16 protein-coding genes are annotated in these 19,074 nt (G+C 74.1%); 9 read left to right on the forward strand and 7 right to left on the reverse strand.

The window, feature by feature from the left end; genetic code table 11:
- Positions 1-125 precede the first annotated feature (125 nt).
- Positions 126-1,427 carry a cytochrome P450 gene (locus ACF061_RS27280; protein ID WP_392269621.1) on the reverse strand — a complete coding sequence of 434 codons (1,302 nt, stop codon included), beginning with the start codon at positions 1,425-1,427 and terminating at the stop codon, positions 126-128.
- Positions 1,428-1,938: 511 nt separating this feature from the next.
- Here ACF061_RS27280 and ACF061_RS27285 point away from each other — a divergent pair.
- Positions 1,939-2,472, forward strand: a complete 534-nt coding sequence (locus ACF061_RS27285; protein ID WP_392269622.1) for a DoxX family protein — start codon at positions 1,939-1,941, stop codon at positions 2,470-2,472.
- Positions 2,473-3,102: 630 nt separating this feature from the next.
- Here ACF061_RS27285 and ACF061_RS27290 read toward each other — a convergent pair.
- Positions 3,103-3,276, reverse strand: a complete 174-nt coding sequence (locus ACF061_RS27290) for a CsbD family protein (RefSeq protein ID WP_392269623.1) — start codon at positions 3,274-3,276, stop codon at positions 3,103-3,105.
- Between the two features lie 145 nt (positions 3,277-3,421).
- Here ACF061_RS27290 and ACF061_RS27295 point away from each other — a divergent pair, with 145 nt between their 5' ends.
- On the forward strand, positions 3,422-5,035 hold the full coding sequence (locus ACF061_RS27295) for a right-handed parallel beta-helix repeat-containing protein (protein ID WP_392269624.1): 1,614 nt from the start codon (positions 3,422-3,424) through the stop codon (positions 5,033-5,035).
- Between the two features lie 168 nt (positions 5,036-5,203).
- On the opposite strand, the gene ACF061_RS27300 is transcribed toward ACF061_RS27295, so the two are convergent.
- Positions 5,204-6,823, reverse strand: coding sequence for an MFS transporter (locus ACF061_RS27300; RefSeq protein WP_392269625.1), 1,620 nt, complete (start codon positions 6,821-6,823; stop codon positions 5,204-5,206).
- A 152-nt stretch (positions 6,824-6,975) separates the two neighbouring features.
- On the opposite strand from ACF061_RS27300, the gene ACF061_RS27305 reads away from it, so the two are divergent.
- The 4 genes from ACF061_RS27305 (at position 6,976) to ACF061_RS27320 (ending at position 11,385) form a co-directional block, all read left to right on the forward strand.
- Complete coding sequence (locus tag ACF061_RS27305; RefSeq protein WP_392269626.1) at positions 6,976-7,431, forward strand: ATP-binding protein; 456 nt, start codon at positions 6,976-6,978, stop codon at positions 7,429-7,431.
- 202 nt (positions 7,432-7,633) lie between these two features.
- Entirely contained in the window at positions 7,634-8,476 is an 843-nt protein-coding gene (locus tag ACF061_RS27310; protein ID WP_392269627.1) for an MBL fold metallo-hydrolase, read from the forward strand.
- Between the two features lie 165 nt (positions 8,477-8,641).
- The gene (locus ACF061_RS27315) at positions 8,642-9,931 is read left to right on the forward strand and encodes a polysaccharide pyruvyl transferase family protein (protein WP_392269628.1); all 1,290 of its coding nucleotides are present in this window, start codon (positions 8,642-8,644) and stop codon (positions 9,929-9,931) included.
- Positions 9,931-11,385 carry an FAD-dependent oxidoreductase gene (locus ACF061_RS27320; RefSeq protein ID WP_392269629.1) on the forward strand — a complete coding sequence of 485 codons (1,455 nt, stop codon included), beginning with the start codon at positions 9,931-9,933 and terminating at the stop codon, positions 11,383-11,385. The genes ACF061_RS27315 and ACF061_RS27320 overlap by 1 nt, the downstream gene beginning before the upstream one ends.
- On the opposite strand, the gene ACF061_RS27325 is transcribed toward ACF061_RS27320, so the two are convergent.
- On the reverse strand, positions 11,373-11,705 hold the full coding sequence (locus ACF061_RS27325) for a hypothetical protein (RefSeq protein WP_392269630.1): 333 nt from the start codon (positions 11,703-11,705) through the stop codon (positions 11,373-11,375). The genes ACF061_RS27320 and ACF061_RS27325 overlap by 13 nt on opposite strands.
- A gap of 287 nt (positions 11,706-11,992) precedes the next feature.
- Between ACF061_RS27325 and ACF061_RS27330 the strand changes: the two genes are divergently transcribed.
- On the forward strand, positions 11,993-12,838 hold the full coding sequence (locus ACF061_RS27330) for an RNA polymerase sigma factor SigF (protein ID WP_392269631.1): 846 nt from the start codon (positions 11,993-11,995) through the stop codon (positions 12,836-12,838).
- 79 nt (positions 12,839-12,917) lie between these two features.
- On the opposite strand, the gene ACF061_RS27335 is transcribed toward ACF061_RS27330, so the two are convergent.
- The 3 genes from ACF061_RS27335 to ACF061_RS27345 all read right to left on the reverse strand — a co-directional run bounded on the left by ACF061_RS27335 (position 12,918) and on the right by ACF061_RS27345 (position 15,985).
- The gene (locus ACF061_RS27335) at positions 12,918-14,576 is read right to left on the reverse strand and encodes a catalase (protein WP_392269632.1); all 1,659 of its coding nucleotides are present in this window, start codon (positions 14,574-14,576) and stop codon (positions 12,918-12,920) included.
- 178 nt (positions 14,577-14,754) lie between these two features.
- Positions 14,755-15,012: a hypothetical protein gene (locus ACF061_RS27340; RefSeq protein WP_392269633.1), complete on the reverse strand. Its 258-nt coding sequence runs from the start codon at positions 15,010-15,012 to the stop codon at positions 14,755-14,757.
- 10 nt (positions 15,013-15,022) lie between these two features.
- Positions 15,023-15,985, reverse strand: a complete 963-nt coding sequence (locus ACF061_RS27345) for a DMT family transporter (RefSeq protein WP_392269634.1) — start codon at positions 15,983-15,985, stop codon at positions 15,023-15,025.
- 183 nt (positions 15,986-16,168) lie between these two features.
- On the opposite strand from ACF061_RS27345, the gene ACF061_RS27350 reads away from it, so the two are divergent.
- Both ACF061_RS27350 and ACF061_RS27355 read left to right on the forward strand, forming a co-directional pair.
- Positions 16,169-17,533: an FAD-dependent oxidoreductase gene (locus tag ACF061_RS27350; RefSeq protein ID WP_392269635.1), complete on the forward strand. Its 1,365-nt coding sequence runs from the start codon at positions 16,169-16,171 to the stop codon at positions 17,531-17,533.
- A 271-nt stretch (positions 17,534-17,804) separates the two neighbouring features.
- The gene (locus ACF061_RS27355; RefSeq protein ID WP_392269636.1) at positions 17,805-18,938 is read left to right on the forward strand and encodes a YihY/virulence factor BrkB family protein; all 1,134 of its coding nucleotides are present in this window, start codon (positions 17,805-17,807) and stop codon (positions 18,936-18,938) included.
- Positions 18,939-19,074 lie beyond the last annotated feature (136 nt).

Consider the following 19,074-nt stretch of genomic DNA (forward strand, 5'->3'; position numbering starts at 1 on the left):
CCTCCGGGTCGCCGTGCGCCCGCTTCCCGCGTAGCGGGGCGGTGCGCGACCCGGCGGCTCGGCATCGGCCGGCCCGCGCGCCCGGCCGGACGCCCCGCGTCGGCGTCCGCCGGCCGGTGCCCGGCTCAGTGGCCGAGGTCCGTACCCACCGCCGCCGCGGCCGGCGCCGCGCGCTGCCCGGGCGTCCGGACCCCGGTGATCACGAAGCCGCTGCGCGGTCGGGTCGGGATGCGCCGCAGCGGAATCCGGAGGTCCTGCTCGGGAACCTCGTACTCCAGGCGGGCCAGCCGCACCGCCAACGCCTCCAGCAGCCCGAGGGTCACGCCCTCGCCGGGACACCGGTGGCCGGTGCTCGGATCACCGCCGCCCTGCGGGATCAGTTCGTCGCGTTCGGCCGGGCGTTCGAGGAAACGCTGCGGACGGAAGGCGTACGGGTCGCCCCAGAGCTCCGCGTCGTGGTTCTGCCCGTGAACGTCCAGCAGCACCATCGCGCCCGCCGGGACGGACCGCCCGCGCCAGGACAGGTCCCGGGCGGCCAGGCCGCCGAGGAAGGGAGCGAACGGATAGAACCTGCGCACCTCCTGGGCGAACGCGGTGGCGTACGCCGCGTCGCCGGCCCGTAGCCGGTCCCGCAGCCCGGGCCAGCGGAGCAGGGCGTGCGCGGCGAAAGCGACGAACCAGCCGACGGCCGCCGTCGGCCGCAGGACGTTGAGCAGTTCCACCGCGGCCGTCCGCGCGTCCAGCGGTTCGCCCGCGGCGTCCCGGTGCCCGGCGATCCGCTCCAGCATGGAGCCCGGCTCGGCCCGGGCGCGGCCCGAACGCACCTCCCGCACCAGGCCTGCCAGCCGCTCCTCCTGACGGCCTCGGGCGCGCCGGGCCCGCCAGTGGCGCGGTCCGGCGGTGGCGAAGCCGTCGACCATCGCGATCAGGTCGCCGGCCACCGCCTCGGCGTCGTCGTCCGCCAGGGGCACGCCGGCCCAGCGGTGCGCGCCGCGGGTGAGCACCACGGCGGCCGCGTCGAACAGCACGACGCGCGGCCGCCGCGCCCACTCGGCGACGGCCGTGTCCCATGCCGCGGTGACCTGCTCGACCACGCCCTCGATCCGGTCCGCCCGCAGCAGGGGCAGGAACAGGGCCTTGCGCTCACGGTGGGCGGCGCCGTCCAGGGTGTGCACCGCGCCGTGGCCGAAGAGCGTGCTCTGGACGAATCCGGGGATCGCTCCGTGCCTGCGGACGTTCCGCTCGTCGTAGAAGAACCGCACGGCGTCCGGCCCGCGCACGGCGAGGGCCGGACGGCCCATCAGGCGGGTGCGGACCACCTGGTCGGTACTCTCCCGCATGCGCCGCGGCAGCCAGGCGTATCCGCCGGCGAGCAGGGCGAGGGTCTGGTCGGCCAGGTGATTCGGGGGGCGTCGATCGGCGTCCATGCCGGCCGAGTGCCCCGCGCCCGCGCCGCGCAACCACGAGGTGGCCCGGACGGCCCGGACAGTCGGGGCGGCCGGGACCGGGCGGTGCGCGGCACCTTGTCCACGGCCGGAGCCCGCCGTGCCGCCGAGGCCCGGTGCTGCGCCGGGGTGCGGCCTCCCGCCTTCCGGTTCGTGCCCTCGGCTCCCGGGGTACGCTTCCACGGCGGGCCGGCGCCGGCCCGCCGCCCTCGCTCCCCCGACGGCCGGGGCCCGCGATCGCGACGCCGTGTCCGTGCCGCGTAGGCCGCAGTGCCCCGCCGAGCAGGCGGTGGGCGGCGCACCAGGACCGCCCGCCGCCCTCGCTCCCCCGACGGCCGAGGCCCGCGATCGCGACGCCGTGTCCGTGCCGCGTAGGCCGCAGTGCCCCGCCGCCCGCCGCCCGCCGCCCGCCGCCCGCCGCCCGCACCGATTGCATCCGGCCGTCCAGGGAACCCGGCCGGAGCCGCACATTCCCACACACCTGGAGAGGGCCATGAGTCTGCTGCGCCTGGCCGGTCGTCCCCTGCTGGCCTCCATGTTCGTCGCCGGAGGCATGAGTTCCGTCCTCAGTCCCGAGAACGTGGCGCCGCTCGCCGAGCCCGTCGTACGGCCGATCAGGGAACGCGTGCCGGTGCTGCCCGACCGCACCGAGCAGGTCGTGCGGCTGAGCGGCGGCGTACAGGTCGTCGCCGGGATCATGCTCGGTCTCGGGCGCATGCCGCGGTTCGCCGCCCTGGCCCTCGCGGCGACCCTGGTGCCGACCACGATCGCCGGGCACCCCTACTGGCAGGCCGAGGATGCCGGTGACCGCGCCCAGCAGCGCATCCACTTCCTGAAGAACCTCTCCATGCTGGGCGGGCTGCTCATCGCGGCCGACGACACCGGCGGCGCCCCCTCCCTGCTGTGGCGCGGCCGGCACTCGGCGCGGGAACTCCAGCGTCACGTCGCGGTGATGGGCCACTCGGTGCGCGCGACGGCACGTCCGGCCGCCATCGCCGGCGGCATCCGGGCCAAGCTGCCCGGCTGACCGGAGCCGAGCGGCCGTACAGCTGTGCGGCCGACCGGCGACCACGCGGGGCCGCGGGGCGCGCCGCTCGCTCCTCCCCGGGCGATCCGCCGCCCCGGCACCACCGCCCTCCGCCCGGCGCCGCGGGCGACCGATCGCGCCCGACCGTGCGCCCTGACGGAGAAGGACACCGATGAACGACCAAGGACGCTCCGACACCCTGGTGGCCGGGCTCACCGGGCAGAGCGGGCACACGCTGCTCGGGACCCGCTGCCCGCTGACCGCTGGTTCGCCGCGTTCCTCGGCTTCCTCGGCGACATCCCCGTCGCGCACCCGCCCGGCCCCGGCGGGATCTTCGCGCGCCTGCCGGCGGCCCGGCGCCCGGCCCTGACCGGGCACACCTTCCCCGGCGCTCGGTGTCCGGCCCGTCCCGTCACGGCCTGACGATCGTTTCGGCGTCGCCGCCGGCACAGCCCTCGTCGCCGCGACCGCCTCCGCACCGCGGGGCCGCCACCGCCTCCCCGAGGAGCCCTTCCCCGGCGGCCCGCAGCACCACCGGACGCCCGCGGGGTCCCCGAAGACGCCGACGGGGTCCCCGCTCGCCGAGCGGGGACCCCGTCGAAAGATGGTCGGGGCGTGCTGAAGGACGCGTCAAGGCTTGAGGGTGTCCTTCGCCTTCTCCTTGGTCTGACGGGCGTCACCCTTCGACTTCTCGGCCTGTCCCTCGGCCGTCATCCGCTCGTTGCCCACCGCGCGGCCGACGGTCTCCTTGGCCTTGCCCTTCATCTGTTCCTTCTTGGCCTTGGCCTTCTGGTCACCAGCCACTGTCGCTCACTCCAAGCCCAATCGACGTCGCTGTCATCGCACCGGGTGTCCGGCGCGGCGGCCGCCAAACCCCGCGTCCCGGCGCCGTTGCCCGCACGGCGCCCCTGGGTACCCGGCGCCGAGGAGCCGGAGAAGGAGCCCAGCCATGCACGAGCCCTTGACCGTCGACGCCCGCGAGCGCGGCCTGGCCGGCGACGGGACGACCAATGACCAGCCGGCCCTGCAGCGACTGGTGGACGCGCTCGGCGCGGCCCGCGCGGCTGACGGACGTCCGCGGGTGCTGCGCGTGCCCGCGGGCCGCTACCTGATCCTGGACGAGCCCACCGTCTGGCGCAGCGGAGTCTCCCTGATCGGCGCCGGGCGGGGCGCCACCTGCTTCGTGCTGGCCAATCCCGGCGACCGCACGACGCCCGTGCCGCTGACGTGGTTCACCGCCGCCCAGCACGGAGCCGGGCGGGAGGACCGCCTCGCGGACCTCACCTTCGCCCACTTCGAGATCGACGGCTCCGGCGTGACGACCGAGGAGTACGACCCGCTGGCCAAGGGGCTCGGTCTGCAGTACGTGCTGCGCGGCCGGTTCAGCGACCTGTACATCCACGACACGGCGGCCACCGGCTTCGGCTGCGACTTCCTCCAGGACACGGTCGTGGAGGGGGTGCTGGCCGAGCGGTGCGGACGGCAGGACAGCGGCGAGCAGATGGGCGGCGCCGGAATCGGCATCGGCATCGGCGGCTGGGGCCGGGTCGAACGGCTGACCGTCACCACCTGCACCGCGACCGGCAACGGCACCAACGGGATCTTCCTGGAACTGCAGAACGAGGACTGGGCGCCGCCCAGCGGCATCCGCATCACCGCCTGCCACGCGGAGGACAACCGCTTCGGCATCTCCGACTGGGGCGCCGACGGCCTGCTGGTCACCTCCTCCACCATGCTCGGCAACCACGAGGCCGGGTTCGACGTCTCCTCCCAGGGCACCACGCGCGTCGGCGGCCGGGGCGGCATCGTGACCGGCTGTGTGATCGACGGCAACGTCCGCGACGGGGTCGGGCTGGGCAACACCCCCGGCCCCTACGCCCTGCGCGGCAACCGGATCAGCAACAACGGGCGGTACGGCTACTGGCAGCACAACCTGGTCGGCGGGGACGCCGAGCCGGCCTCGGACATCGTGCTGGAGGCGAACGACATCCGGGACAACGCCCTGGACGGCGTACGCGTCGACGCGGCCGTGCGGGACACGGCGGTCCTGACCAATCGGATCCGCAACAACGGCCGCCGGGGCGCGGGCGCGGTGCGGGGCGGCGGCGACGGGGTGCGCTTCACGGAGCTGAGCCTCACCGACGCGACGGCCGACTGGCCCACGGACGGGCACCGCGGCAAGCAGGTCTCGGTGGGAGCGCAGACGGCCGTGGTCACCTACAACACCCCCACCGAACTGTCCCTGGCGCCCCTGCGGCCCGGCGCGGGAACCGCCTGGCCGGACGGTGTCCCCGGGCCGGGCTCCTCCTACCGGCTGCCCGCCGCCCCGGACGTGCGCGCCGGGCTGACCGTGGACTCCGCCGTGGCCGGGCCGCAGATCCAGGGCAACCGGATCGGCGACGACCAGCCCGCCAAGACGCAGACCCACGGCGTGTACGTCACGCCGGACGGCGACTGGACCGGCGGCCGGGTCCTCGACAACGACTTCGGCGGGAACGCCGTCGCGGCCACCCGCTTCGACACCCCGCCCGCCGGCGGCCGGTGGCGCGACAACGACGACTGAGCCCGTGAGGCGGGCGACGTTCGCCCGTAGCCACGCCCGGTACCCCTCCTTCCCCGGCTTTTCGAGCAGCGGGGGCTCCTCGACGGGAAACGTTGCCTGCCGCGGCACTGGCCGTACCAGCCCGGCAGCAGCACCGGTTCCGCGAGAGGGGGCGCGTCCCGGTGCGTGTCACCCCCGTCCGGCCTCCCGGCAGGCGGGCGCGGGTTCGCCGGTGGATCGCCGCGGGGGGCGCGGCGGCCGGTGGACGTGGTCGCGACGCCAGTCGAGGGCAGCGACCGCCAGGGCGGCCAGCACGGCCACCAGGGCGGCGCCCACCGAGAGCGCCACCGCGCCGCGGTAGTCCCTGCCGGTCGCCCCGAGCACCGTGTAGAACAGCCCCGGCAGGGCGGCCGTGCCGATGGCTCCGCCCAGGCGCTGGCCCGTCTGGAGTGCGCCGCCGGCCGCCCCGGCCATCCGCACCGGCACGTCTCGGAGCGTCATGGTGACGTTCGGGGAGATGACGCAGCCGCTGCCCAGCCCTCCGACGAACAGGGCGGGCGCCGCGAGCCAGGTCAGCGCGCCGGTCGGGGCGGACCACAGGACCCACGCCGCCGCGCCCAGCCCCGCCACCACTCCCACCAGCCCGCACACCGTCAGCAGCCGCCCCAGCCGTTCCACCAGCCGCCCGGACACCACCGCGGCGACGGCCGAGCCGATCGCGAACGGCGTCACCGCGAGTCCGGAGCGCAGCGGCTCGTATCCGAGGCCGTTCTGGAAGAAGAGGGCGAACACCAGCCACACTCCGCTGAACCCCACGAAGTACAGCGCGCCCACCGCCGTGCCCGCCGCGTAGCCGCGGGTGCCGGTGAGCAGCCGCGGATCCAGCAGGGGCTGCCCGTCGCGGGCCGCGACCCGGCTCTCCCAGCGGGCGAAGCAGGCCAGCAGTGCCGCACCCACCGGGAACAGCCACCACAGCCGGCGCAGTCCCCCGTTCTCGGCGAACACCAGGGGCAGCATCAGGGCCAGCACCCCCGCGCCGAGCAGGGCCACGCCCGGCAGGTCGAGCCGTTCCCGGCGGCCGGGCCCCACCCGCGGCAGCAGCCGCAGCCCCAGCACGAGCGCGAGCGCCCCCACGGGCACGTTGACGTAGAAGATCCAGCGCCAGCCCTGGGCGCCGTGCGCCAGCGCCAGGATCAGGCCGCCGGTGATGGGCCCCACCGCGCTGGAGACGCCCACCGTGGCGCCGAAGAGGCCGAAGGCCCGGCCGCGTTCCGCGCCGCGGAACATCTGCTGGATCAGCGCCGAGTTCTGCGGGGCGAGACAGCCGGCGCAGGCGCCCTGCGCGAGCCGGGCGACGACGAGCCAGACGATCGTGGGCGCGGCCCCGGCAGCCGCGCTGCAGATCACGAAGCCGGCGAGCGCGCACAGGAAGATCCGGCGCCTGCCCATCGCGTCGCCCAGCCGGCCGGCGGGCACCAGGGCCAGGGCGAACGCGAGCGCGTACCCGGACACCACCCACTGCACCGAGGACGCCGAGGCGCCGAGGTCGCGCTGCATCGAGGGCAGGGCCACGGCCACGATCGTCACGTCGAGCAGGCTCATGAAACCGGTCGCCAGGGTGACCCACAGGGCCTTCCAGCGCCTGGGGTCACGGGTTCCCGCCGGCTCGCCGCCGGGTCCGCCCGGCCGCGTGTCCCTGTTCACGAACGCTCCTCCCGTCACGGCCCGAGCTCGCGGCGCACCCGCAGGCCGCCGCGGTTCCGCGCCGAAGTGGCGCGTTCCCCCCTGACGCGGGCCGGAACACCTCATCGGTACGGTCCGCGGTCCCGAGGCCGGGGCCGGCGCGGCGCGGGCCCCGTGGGTGTCGCGCTCCTCCGGGCGGCTTCGACGGCCGCACACCGGGTAGCCGTAGCGAGGCCGGAGAGCACGAACCATGACGATCAATACAAAACGGTACTCCTATGATCACCTCGTCAGGCAAGAAGGCACCGGACCAGCGGGAGCGGAGCCGCGCCGCCGCCGCGTTGCGCTACGGCGCCTCCTGGGTGACCGGGGCCGCCCGCACCGCCGACGCGCGGCGTGCCGTGCACGCCTTCCTCGTCCGGGCGGCCCGCGTCGCCCAGACCCGTGTCACCACCCGTGGCGCGCAGGACGCCCAGCTCGTCGTGAGCGAACTGGTCGCCAACGCGGTGCGGCACGCGCCGGGCCCGTGCGGCCTGGTGCTGGAGCTGTCCGCGGACCGCGCTCGGCTCGACATCACCGTCTGGGACACCTCGCCCGTGCTCCCCCGGGTCAACGAGCGCGACGGCGCGCGCGTCGGCGGGCACGGTCTGTACCTGGTACAGGCGTGCAGCCGGGCTGTGCAGGCCGTCACCCGGCCCGGCGGCAAGCAGATCACCGCGCAGGTGGCGCTGTAGCCGGGACGCGGGCGGCGCCGGGGCGCGTACCCGCATGCCCGGCGGGGTACTCCGCACAGGTCCGGACGGACCGGAACCCGGACCGGCGCCCGGAAGGGCACCCGGCGTACGGGTCCGCGCGGGCTCCGAGGAGTCCGGCCGGTACCGGCACAGCCCCCGAGACACCCCGGACGGGCCCCGTCCCGCCGGGCCGAGGAGACTCATGGCTGCCTTCGACGACGACGCCGTCGACCTGCACTTCATCGGCAACGCGACGGTCCTGCTGCGGTACGGCGACCTGACCCTGCTGACGGATCCCAACTTCCTGCACCGCGGCGAGGCGGCCCACCTCGGGTACGGCCTGGTGAGCAGACGCCTCACCGAGCCGGCCCTGGACGTCACCGAGCTGCCGCGCCTGGACGTCGTGGTCCTCTCCCATCTGCACGGCGACCACTGGGACCGGCAGGCCCGGCGGCACCTGGACCGCGGCGTCCCGATCGTCACCACCCCGCACGCCGCCCGGCGCCTGCGCGCCTGGCAGGGGTTCCGCCTGGCCGGCGGGCTGCGCACCTGGGAGAGCGGCGTCTTCCGGCACGGCGCGTCCCGGGTCCGGGTCACGGCGCTGCCCGGCCGACACTCCCTGCAGCCGGTGCTGCGCCGGATGCTGCCGCCCGTGATGGGCACCATGCTGGAGTTCGGGCCCCTGGACGGGCCGGTCCGGCAGCGGCTGTACATCTCGGGCGACACGCTCCTGTACGACGGTCTGGACGAGATCGCCCGCCGCTTCCCCACCGCCGACCTGGCCGTGCTGCACCTCGGCGGCACCCGGCTGCCCGGCGGCTTCGTCGTCACCATGGACGGGGCGCAGGGAGCCGAGCTCGCGCGCCGGCTGGACCCCCGGCGGGTCATGCCGGTGCACTACGACGACTATCCGGTCTTCCGTTCCCCGCTCAACGACTTCCAGACCGAGGTGCGCCGGCTCGGCCTCCAGGAGCGGTTGGTCCACTGCCCGCGCGGCCGGCACGCCCGGCTGCTGCCCCACGGCGACCGGCCGATGGTCCACTGACCGCCGCGGAAGCGGCCGGGCCGTCCGTCCGACGGCCCCCACCGGATCGGCAGCGGCTGCCGGACGGCCCCGAAGGTGTTTTCCTCATGGGGTGAAGGCAACCCGGCCCGCGCGTCCGCCCGGACCGTCCTCGCAGACCACCTGCCCACGGAACGGGAGTTCCGGATGACCACCTCACAGCACCGGCCGCCCCGCTCGGGGGCCCCGCGCATCGGCCTGCTGGGCTCCTACGGCGGCTACAACATCGGCGACGAAGCCATCCTCCAGTGCGTCCTGGGCTGCCTGCGCGGCCACCGGCCGCAGGCCCGGCTGACCGTCTTCAGCCGCGACGCCGAGCACACCCGCGCGCACCAGCCGATGGCGGACGAGGTGGTGGGCTGGGAGGGCGTGCCGCAGAAACAGGTCACCGACGTGCTGGCCGGTCTGGACCTGCTGGTGCTCGGCGGAGGCGGCATCCTCTACGACGGCGAGGCGCGCCGCTACCTGAAGCTGGTGCGCGCGGCGCAGATGCGCGGGGTGCGCACGTTCGCCTACGCGGTCGGCGCGGGACCGCTGCACGAGCCCGACGACCGGGAGGCGGTGCGCACCGTGCTGCCGGACATGGACGAGGTGGTGGTGCGCGACCAGGAGTCGCGGCTCGTCCTGGAGGAGGTCGGCGTCGAGCGGGACCTGGTCGTCACCGCCGACCCGGCGCTGCTGCTGCCGCCCGAGCCGTTCACCGCCGACATGATGCGGCAGGAGGGCGTGCCCGCGAACGCCCGGCTGGTGGGGATGTCGGTGCGCGAGCCGGGGCGGGCGGCGGAGAAGCTGGACGAGGGCGACTACCACGCGCTGCTCGCCGATGTCGCCGACTTCCTGGTGCGCCGCCTGGACGCCCACGTGGTCTTCATGCCGATGGAACGCCACGACGTCCGCCACGCCCACGCGGTGCTGTCCCGGATGACCGCGCCGGACCGGGGCCGGATCCTGCACAGCGCCTACACACCCGGACAGGTGCTGGGGCTGATGAGCCACCTGGACCTGGTGGTCGGCATGCGTCTGCACTTCCTGATCTTCGCGGCCCTGTCCGGGCTGCCCGTCCTGCCGCTGCCCTACGCCGGCAAGGTCTTCGACTTCGCCCGCCGGCTGGGCGCGCCGGCGCTGGTCGGCGTGGCCCGGGAGCAGGTCGGGCTGCTGCTGGCGGAGGTGGACCGGCTGTGGGACGAGTTCCCGCAGCGCCGGGTGGACCTGGGCGCCCGGGTCAGCGCCCTGCGGGAACTCGCCGCGGAGACCTGCGCACGCTGCGGGGCGCTGCTCGACGACATGGACCGGCGGGCGGACCGGGCGGAGGACACCGCCGCCGGGGCCGACCCGGTCGGCGGCCCCGCTCTGCCGGCGCCGCACGGCCTGCACCTGCTCGAAACGGGACCCGAGGACGGCGCCGTGCGCAGCGGCGGCGCCGGACAGGAGGCGTGATGCCCGTCCTGCACCGCCCCGAACAGCCCGAGACCGTCACCCTTCCGCCGCGCCCGGCCCAGCACGCGGGCCGTACGGACGTCCTCGTGGTGGGAGGCGGCCCGGCGGGCACGGCCGCGGCCTGGGCGGCCGCCGACGCCGGCGCCGACGTGGTCCTGGTCGAGCGGTACGCGTTCCTCGGCGGCAACGCCACGGTCGCGCTGGTGATGCCGCTGATGTCGTTCCACAACGAGCACAGGCAGGCGGTGTTCGGCGAGGACGGCGCACGGGACCGGCTGCTGCCGACCGACCACGGCGAGGGCGAGCCGGTGGTCGCCGGGTTCCTGTGGCGCCTGCTGGACCGGCTCACCGCGCGCGGCGGCTGCATCCCGCCGTCCCTGGAGACCGGTTACACCGTGCCGTTCGACCCGGAGATGTTCAAGCTCGTCCTGCTGGACCTGATGGACGAGGCCGGGGTGCGGATGCTGTTCCACTCCTTCGCCTCGACCGCGCTGCCGCTGGAGGACGGCTGGCGGGTGGTCTTCGAGACCAAGTCCGGCCCGGTGGTGATCGACGCGGGGGTCGTGGTGGACGGGACGGGCGACGGGGACGTCGCCGCCGCGTGCGGGGCGCCGTTCGAGGTGGGGCGTTCGGAGGACGGCCGGGTCCAGCCGATGACGCTGATGTTCCGGATGGCCGACTTCGCCAGGGAGCACTTCGCCGAGTACGTCCGCGCCCACCCCGACCAGTGGCGGGGCGTGCACGGGTTGTGGGACCTCGTGCGGGAGGCCACCGAGGCGGGGGAGCTGCGGCTGCCGCGCGAGGACATCCTGTTCTTCGGCACCCCGCACCCGCGCGAGCTCGCCGTCAACAGCACCCGGGTCACCGGGGCGCTCGGCATCGACGTGTGGGACCTCAGCCGGGCCGAGTGGACGGCCCGGCGCCAGCTCGCCGAGATCGACCGGTTCCTGCGCTCCCGCGTGCCGGGCTTCGAGGAGGCGTACGCGGTGCAGAGCGGAACCCAGATCGGGGTGCGCGAGACCCGCCGGGTCATGGGCGACTACCGCCTGACCGGCTACGACATCCTGGACGCCCGCTCCTTCCCGGACGTCGTCGCGCACGGCGCCTACCCCATCGACATCCACAACCCGGAGGGCGCCGGAACCGTGATCAGGCGCGTCCCCCGGGGCCGCTTCTACGACATCCCGCTGCGCTGTCTGCTGCCGTCCGGCACCGACCGGCTACTGGTCGCCGGCCGGTGCATCTCCGGCTCGCACGTGGCGCACTCGTCGTACCGGGTGATGCCCATCGCGATGGCCACCGGCCAGGCGGCCGGGGTCTGCGCCGCGCTGGCGGGCCGGCTGGGACGCGGCCCGCGCGAGGTGCCGTACCCCCTCGTCCAGCAGGAACTGGCGCGCCAGGGCGCCCGTCTGCGGCTGCCCGAGGGCGGTCGCGGCGCCGCTCAGCGGGTGTAGGCGTCGGTGTCCAGGTCGCACCGGCCGCCGCGCAGCTCGAACCGCGCGCGCAGCGCGGCCGCCGCCTCCTCGCGGGCCACCGCGACCAGCCCGAAGTGCTGACGGGCGTACTCCAGGACGTCGTCGACGGTCACCCGTCCCCGCAGGACGCGCTCGTCCGGGCCGTGGTACGCGGCGGTCAGCTGTTCGGCCAGTGCGCGCCGCCGCGCCGTGATGGCGATGTCGGCCGCCACTCCGAGCTGCGCCCGCTCGTGCCGGGCCTGCCGTGCCGCCCGCTCGTGCGGCGACCGGCCGCCGCGTCGCTGGACCAGACGTCTCATCCCGACCCCCTGTCGGTACGGCGCCGCGCACCCGGTCCGGGCGCGGCGTGGTGATCATGTGATGCGTGCCGGATACCCCGGGGCGCGCCGTTCAGGCCCGGTGGCGCGCCCCGGGGTGCCCGGCGGGGTCCGGCGGCGCACCGACCGGGGTTCGCGGAGGCGTTTCGCGGCCGGCCGAGAAATAATGTGTGTGAGCGCTCGGGACGGGGGTAGACGCTGCCAAGTCCGCCCGTGATCACGGGGCGGTCACGCTACGGAACAGGCTTCGGCTGAAGGAGGACCGCACGATGGCGGCGACGACAGAGGTGAAGGCGACTCGGGCTCGGACGGAGCTGCCGGAGGTGGCCGACCCCTGCCAGGTCGCGCCGACCGACGCGCGGGCACTGTCGCGGGTGTTCTTCGACCGGCTGGCGCACCTGGAAGAGGGCACGCACGAGTACCAGTACGCCCGCAACACGCTGATCGAGATGAACATGTCCCTCGTCCGCTACGCGGCCGGCCGGTTCCGCAGCCGGGGCCCGCAGGAGATGGAGGACATCGTCCAGGTCGGCATGATCGGGCTGATCAAGGCGATCGACCGGTTCGAGCTCGCCCGCGAGGTGGAGTTCACCTCCTTCGCCGTGCCGTACATCGTCGGCGAGATCAAGCGCTTCTTCCGCGACACCTCCTGGGCGGTGCACGTGCCGCGGCGGCTCCAGGAGGCCCGCGTGGAGCTGGCCAAGGCCACGGAGGAGCTGAGCAGCCGGCTGGGGCGCAAGCCCAGCACCAAGGAGCTCGCGGAGCTGATGAACCTCCCGGAGCCGGAGGTCGTGGACGCGATGGTGGCCTCCAACGGCTACACCTCCGCCTCGCTGGACGCCGCCGTCAGCGGCAGCGAGGACGGCGAGAGCGTCCTGGCCGACTTCATCGGCGCCGAGGACACGAGCATGGAGCTCGTGGAGGACGTCCACAGCCTCGCCCCGCTCCTCGCCGAGCTCGACGACCGGGACCGGCAGATCATCCACATGCGGTTCGTGGAGGAGCTCACCCAGGCGCAGATCGGCGAGCGGCTGGGGATCTCCCAGATGCACGTCTCCCGCCTGCTCAACAAGCTGCTCGCGCGGCTCCGCCAGGGTCTGCTGACCACGCGCTGAGCCCGCGGGCGAGGGCCGGACACCGCCGTCCTGGGGAGGTGGGCGGCGTCCGGCCCTCGCGTGCGTGTGCCGCGCCGGGTCAGCGGGTCACCACGTACCGTTCGTCGGGGACGCAGTGGGTCATGGTCAGGCCCTCGACGTCGCGCGGCGGGTTCTTGCCGAGGTTCGCCAGGCGCTTGCGGTCCTCGTCCGTGAGGTCCTGGCCGGCCAGGGGCTCCAGCTGGGCGACGTCCTCGGGCGAGATGCCCAGGCCCTCGCCGACCCTCAGGCCGAGCTCGTTCTCGACCAGCAGGAAGTGCCACACCATGCGTTCCCGCACCGGGCGGTCGCACTGGGAGAGCAGGGTGACGAAGTTCTTCACCAGGTCGTCGCGCTCCCACTGCTCCATCAACAGGTACCGCTGTCCGGCCTGGAGGTAGTCGTTGGCCCGCGGGATGCGCTTGCGGGTCAGCCGGCCGCGGATCTCGGGCCCCTGCTCGTCGTGCGTGGGGTACCGGCCCTCGCGCAGACCGCCGGTGATCGACGGTTCGTAGTTGACGATCGGGTTCTCGCCGCCGCCGTCCACGTGGTAGGTCATCTGGCCGTCGCGCTGGTTGGTGCGGACCTGGGCGTGCTTCGCCTGGTTGACCGGCAGTTGCAGGTAGTTGGGTCCGACGCGGTGGCGCTGGGTGTCGCTGTAGGAGAAGGTCCGGCCGACGAGCATCTTGTCGTCGGAGAAGTCGAGACCGTCCACGAGGACACCGGTGCCGAAGGAGATCTGCTCGTTCTCGGCGAAGAAGTTCTCCGGCATCCGGTCGAGCACCATCCTGCCGACCGGCCTGGGCGGGAAATCCTGCTCGGGCCAGGTCTTGGTGTCGTCCAGCGGATCGAAGTCCAGTTCCGGATGGTCGTGGTCGTCCATCATCTGCACGAGCAGTTCCCACTCGGGGTACTCACCGCGCTCCACCGCCTCGTACAGGTCCTTGGTGGCGTGGCCGAGGGACTGCGCCTGGAGTTCGGCGGCGTCCTGCTGGGTCATGCTGCGCACGCCCTGCCTGGGCATCCAGTGGTACTTCACCAGGACGGTGCGGCCCTCGTCGTTCACCCACTTGTAGGTGTTGACCCCGAAGCCCTGCATGTGCCGGTAGTCGGCGGGGATGCCACGCGGGCTGAAGAGGTTGACCAGCATGTGCATGGACTCCGGGGTCTGCGACATGAAGTCGAAGATCCGCCGGGGCTGCTGCTCGAAGGTGACCGGGTCGGGTTTGAGGGCGTGGATGACGTCCGGGAACTTGATGGCGTCCCGGATGAAGAAGACGCCGAGGTTGTTGCCGACGAGGTCCCAGTTTCCGTCCTCGGTGTAGAACTTCACCGCGAAGCCGCGCGGGTCGCGGGCCGCCTCGGAGGAGTCCCGGCCGCCGATCACGGTGGAGAAGCGGACCGCGACGTCGGTGCGCTTGCCGCGTTCCTGGAAGAGCCGGGCCCTGGTGAACCGGCCGATCGGCTCGTCTCCCCAGGCGCCGTACGCCTCGAAGAAGCCGTACGCCGTCACTCCCCTGGCGTGGACGACCCGCTCCGGGATGCGTTCGCGGTCGAAGTGGCTGATCTTCTCCAGGAACTGGTAGTTCTCCAGCGTCGCCGGCCCTCGGGCGCCCACGGTCCGCTGGTTCTGGTTGTCGTAGACAGGATGGCCCTGCCGGTTGGTGAGGACCTTCCGGTCGTCGCCCGGAGCGGGCCCCCTGCTGGATACGTCCGTCATGCCCGTGGACTCCTTCGACTTCGACTCGTCCCCGCGTCCGGACGCGGACGCGGGCCGCGCGGCGGTCGCCGTCCGGCGCGGCGGGCCGGCCGGGCCGCCGATCGTCGGATGCCCGGTTCGCCCTGTCTTATGCTGATGCGACAACCTTCGCACCGCTGAGTCGGGGCCACGGCCGGGGTTAGGCCGAACGGCGCGGCGCCTCCCGGCCCGGGTGCTCCGTCCACAGCCGCCAGGCCGACCACAGCCACAGGCCGGTGAAGGACGCCAGCAGGGCGAGCAGGAGGAGCACCTGACGCACGTCGGCGTCGTGGCCGAGGACCGCCGCGAACAGCGACACGGTCCACAGGCCCGTACCGGCCGCGTACACGTCGTGCATCCGGCGCAGCCGGTCCGCGGCCGACGCGTCCGGCGAGGAGGGAACCGCCTCAGGAGTCATGGGCAGTCACTTACCCACCACCGCCGTTCGTATGACCGTCCGACCGCTCCGGTCGCGCGAGGCCGGGTGGGCGGTCCTCGGCCGGCCGGGCCGTCCGGTCGTCGGCCCGGCCGTCGCCGACCAGGGTCTGCTGGGCGTGCGGGACGACCCGGATCAGCCGGACGACCCCCCACGCGATGAGCCCGGCGCCCAGCAGCTCCGGGACCAGCCAGACGCCGGTGCGGATGTGCTCGCCGAAGAGCATGACGCCCAGCAGCAGGCTCACCGTCGCGTCGCCGATGGTCAGCGCCGGCTGGGAGGCGGCCAGCGAACCGGCCTGCAGGGCGTTCTCCAGCAGCAGCAGCGAGCAGATCCCGAGGACGGCGAATCCGTACGTCTGCCAGGTCGCGAGGAAGGCGGCGAAGCCGTCGGACTCCAGGGTCGCGCTCGCGGACTTCAGCATGGCGGCGGTCAGGGCGTTGCCGATCGCGGCGGCGGCGGCCAGCACGGCGGCCCGGAACAGCGGGGAGCGCGCGGTGCGCGCCAGCACCACCGCCGTCGCCATCATCCCGAGGCACAGGACCAGCGCGGGCACCCACCGCACCATGGGCGCCTGCTCGTGGGATCCGGCAGGGTCGGCGGCGACCAGGACCATCGCCAGGCCCCCCACCACGCCGCCGACGGCCGCCCAGCCGGCGCCCGGCAGGTTGCGGCGCATGAGCAGGCCGGCGATGAACAGGGCGAACGGCAGCTCCATGATGAACAGCGGCTGCACCAGCGCCATCGGACCGTTGACCAGCGCGAGCGCCTGGAACATCGCGGAGCACACCACGCCGCCGATGCCGGCCAGCCACACCGGGTGCCGGGCGAGCGCGAGCAGCAGGCGCAGTCCGCCGCCGGCGGGTACGGTGGCGGCCGCCTTGCGCTGGCAGGCGGTGCCCATGGCGTTGCTGGCGGCCCCCAGGAGGGCGAAGCACGCGGCCAGTTCGATCACAGATCCACCATGCCCGACCGAACGCGTCCCGTCCTGCCGCGGCACCGCCGCCCATCACCACGCCTTTGGGAAGTCATAACTCAACCTTATGACCTCATAGACCGGACCCGCGTACCAACTTAGGCTTGCCTTAATTTAGGGTTGCCGTCGAGTCGTCCGTCATCGCTCGAAGGGAACCTGATCATGCCCCGCCCCCTGCGGGTAGCCATCGTCGGAGCCGGCCCCGCCGGTATCTACGCCGCCGACGCCCTGCTCAAGTCCGGCGTGGCCGCCGAGCCGGGCGTGTCCATCGACCTCTTCGAACGGATGCCCGCCCCGTTCGGCCTGATCCGCTACGGCGTCGCCCCCGACCACCCCCGGATCAAGGGCATCGTCACCGCGCTCCACCAGGTGCTCGACAAGCCGCAGATCCGGCTGTTCGGCAACGTCGACTACCCCAACGACATCGGCCTGGACGACCTGCGCGCGTTCTACGACGCCGTGGTCTTCTCCACCGGAGCCACGGCCGACCGGGCGCTGTCCATACCCGGCATCGAGCTGGACGGCTCCTACGGCGCCGCCGACTTCGTCTCCTGGTACGACGGCCACCCGGACGTTCCGCGCACCTGGCCCCTGGAGGCTGAGAAGGTCGCCGTCCTCGGCGTCGGCAACGTCGCCCTCGACGTGGCCCGGATCCTCGCCAAGACGGCCGACGAACTGCTGCCCACCGAGATTCCGCCGAACGTGTACGACGGCCTGAAGGCCAACAAGGCGCTGGAGATCCACGTCTTCGGCCGGCGCGGCCCCGCGCAGGCGAAGTTCAGCCCGATGGAGCTGCGGGAGCTGGACCACTCCCCCAACATCGAGGTGATCGTCGACCCCGAGGACATCGACTACGACGAGGGCTCCATCGCCACCCGGCGCGGCAACAAGCAGGCCGACATGGTCGCCAAGACACTGGAGAACTGGGCGATCCGCGACGTCGGCGACCGTCCGCACAAACTGTTCCTGCACTTCTTCGAGTCCCCCGCCGAGATCCTCGGCGAGGACGGCAGGGTGTCCGGCCTGCGCACCGAGCGCACCGAACTCGACGGCACCGGCGGCGTCAAGGGCACCGGTGTCTTCAAGGACTGGGACGTCACGGCCGTCTACCGCGCCGTGGGCTACCTCTCCGACCGGCTGCCGAAGCTGCCGTGGGACGAGGAGTCGGGCACGGTTCCCGACGAGGGCGGCCGGATCATCGGGGAGACCGGCGAGCACGTGCGGTCGGCGTACGTCACCGGCTGGATCCGCCGCGGACCGGTCGGCCTGATCGGCCACACCAAGGGCGACGCCAACGAGACGGTCGCCAACCTCCTCGACGACTACGCGGCCGGCCGGCTGCACACCCCCGCCTCACCCGCGCCGGAGGCCGTCGACGCCTTCCTCGCCGAGCGCGACGTGCGCTTCACCACCTGGGAGGGCTGGTACCGGCTGGACGCCGCGGAGAAGGCGCTGGGCGAGCCGCAGGGCCGGGAACGCGTGAAGATCGTCGAGCGCGAGGACATGCTGCGGGAGAGCGGCGCCTAGGGTCCCTCGTCAGGCGTCCGGGGCCGGCGGCCGTACGGCAGCCGGCCCCGGGTGCTGCGGCCCGTACGGACGCCGCCCACCGCACGCGGGGCGCGGTGCCCATGAGGGGCGCGCGCCCCGTGCGCGTCGCCGGGAGCGGGGGGGGGGGGGGGGGGGGGGGGCGCCGCCCCCGCCCCCCCCCCCCCCCCCGCTCCCGACGATCCGGCCCGCGCGAATACGCCCGGAGGAACACCCACGCGTGTTCGCGGGCTGCGGGGACACCCGGACAGGCATGAACCGTCTGCGCCTTCCCGGTCACCGGGACCACTCAGCCGCCAAGGACGCCCGGAAGCCCGGCGAGCACGCCGTGCGCGACGAGGTCGAGGGGCGGGAGCGCGACCCCGGTCCCGGGAAGGCGTCCGACGCGAGGCCGGCCGAGGCGGCCGGGCCGGACGCCTCGACCGAGCGGGAGGCCCCCGACTCGCCCGCCGAACTGCCCGGCCGCTCCTGGCTCGCGGTACTGCGGCGCACCGTCGCGGAGTTCCAGGACGACGAGCTGACCGACCGCGCCGCGGCGTTGACCTACTACGGGGTGCTGTCCCTGTTCCCGGCGCTGCTCGTGCTGGTCTCGCTGCTCGGTGTGGCGGGCCGGTCGGCAACCGACCAGGTGCTGGACAACCTGCGCAAACTCGCTCCCGGCCCCGCCCGGGACATCATCTTCGACGCGGTCCACCAGTTGCAGAACAGCGCCGGCCTCGGCTCGGTGCTGGCGGTGGTCGGCGTGCTCGCGGCGGTGTGGTCGGCCTCCGGCTACGTCGCGGCGTTCATCCGCGCCGCCAACGCCGTCTACGACGTCCCGGAGGGCCGCCCGGTGTGGAAGGTGCTGCCACTGCGGGTGGCGCTGACCGTGTCCCTGATGGTGCTCGCCGCGGCCAGCGCCCTGATCGTGGTCTTCACCGGCAGCCTGGCCCGCCAGGCGGGCACCGCGCTCGGTCTGGGCGATCTGGGGATGACCGTGTGGTCCATCGCGAAGTGGCCGGTCCTCGTCGTCCTGGTCACGATGATGATCGCGCTGCTGTACTGGGCCACGCCCAACGCCAAGCTGCGCGGCTTCCTGTGGGTCACCCCGGGAAGCGTGCTGGCCCTGCTGATCTGGCTGGCGGCCTCGGCGGGCTTCGCCTTCTACGTGGCGAACTTCGGCTCGTACAACAAGACGTACGGCGCGCTGGCCGGCGTCATCGTCTTCCTCGTGTGGCTGTGGGTGAGCAACCTGGCCATTCTGCTGGGGCTGGAGTTCGACGCGGAGATGGCCCGGCAGCGCGTGATCGCCGGCGGGCACCCGGAGGACGAGGAGCCCTATGTGGAGCCCCGGGACACCCGCGCCTGGGACGAGGAGGACCAGCGGCGCATGGACGAGGGCTGCTGAACCCCGAGCGGCGCGCCGCTGCCCGCGGCCCCGGCGGCACGCCTCCCGTGCGCCGCGCCGGCCGGGAGAGGCGGACCGTGTCGCGGACAGGGCGGCGGCCGGACGACGGCGCGGCCGGGCCGGCCTCGGACGCGGA

It is taken from the genome of Streptomyces sp. NPDC015220 (genome assembly GCF_043079345.1).
In the GTDB taxonomy this organism is placed as follows: Bacteria; Actinomycetota; Actinomycetes; order Streptomycetales; family Streptomycetaceae; genus Streptomyces.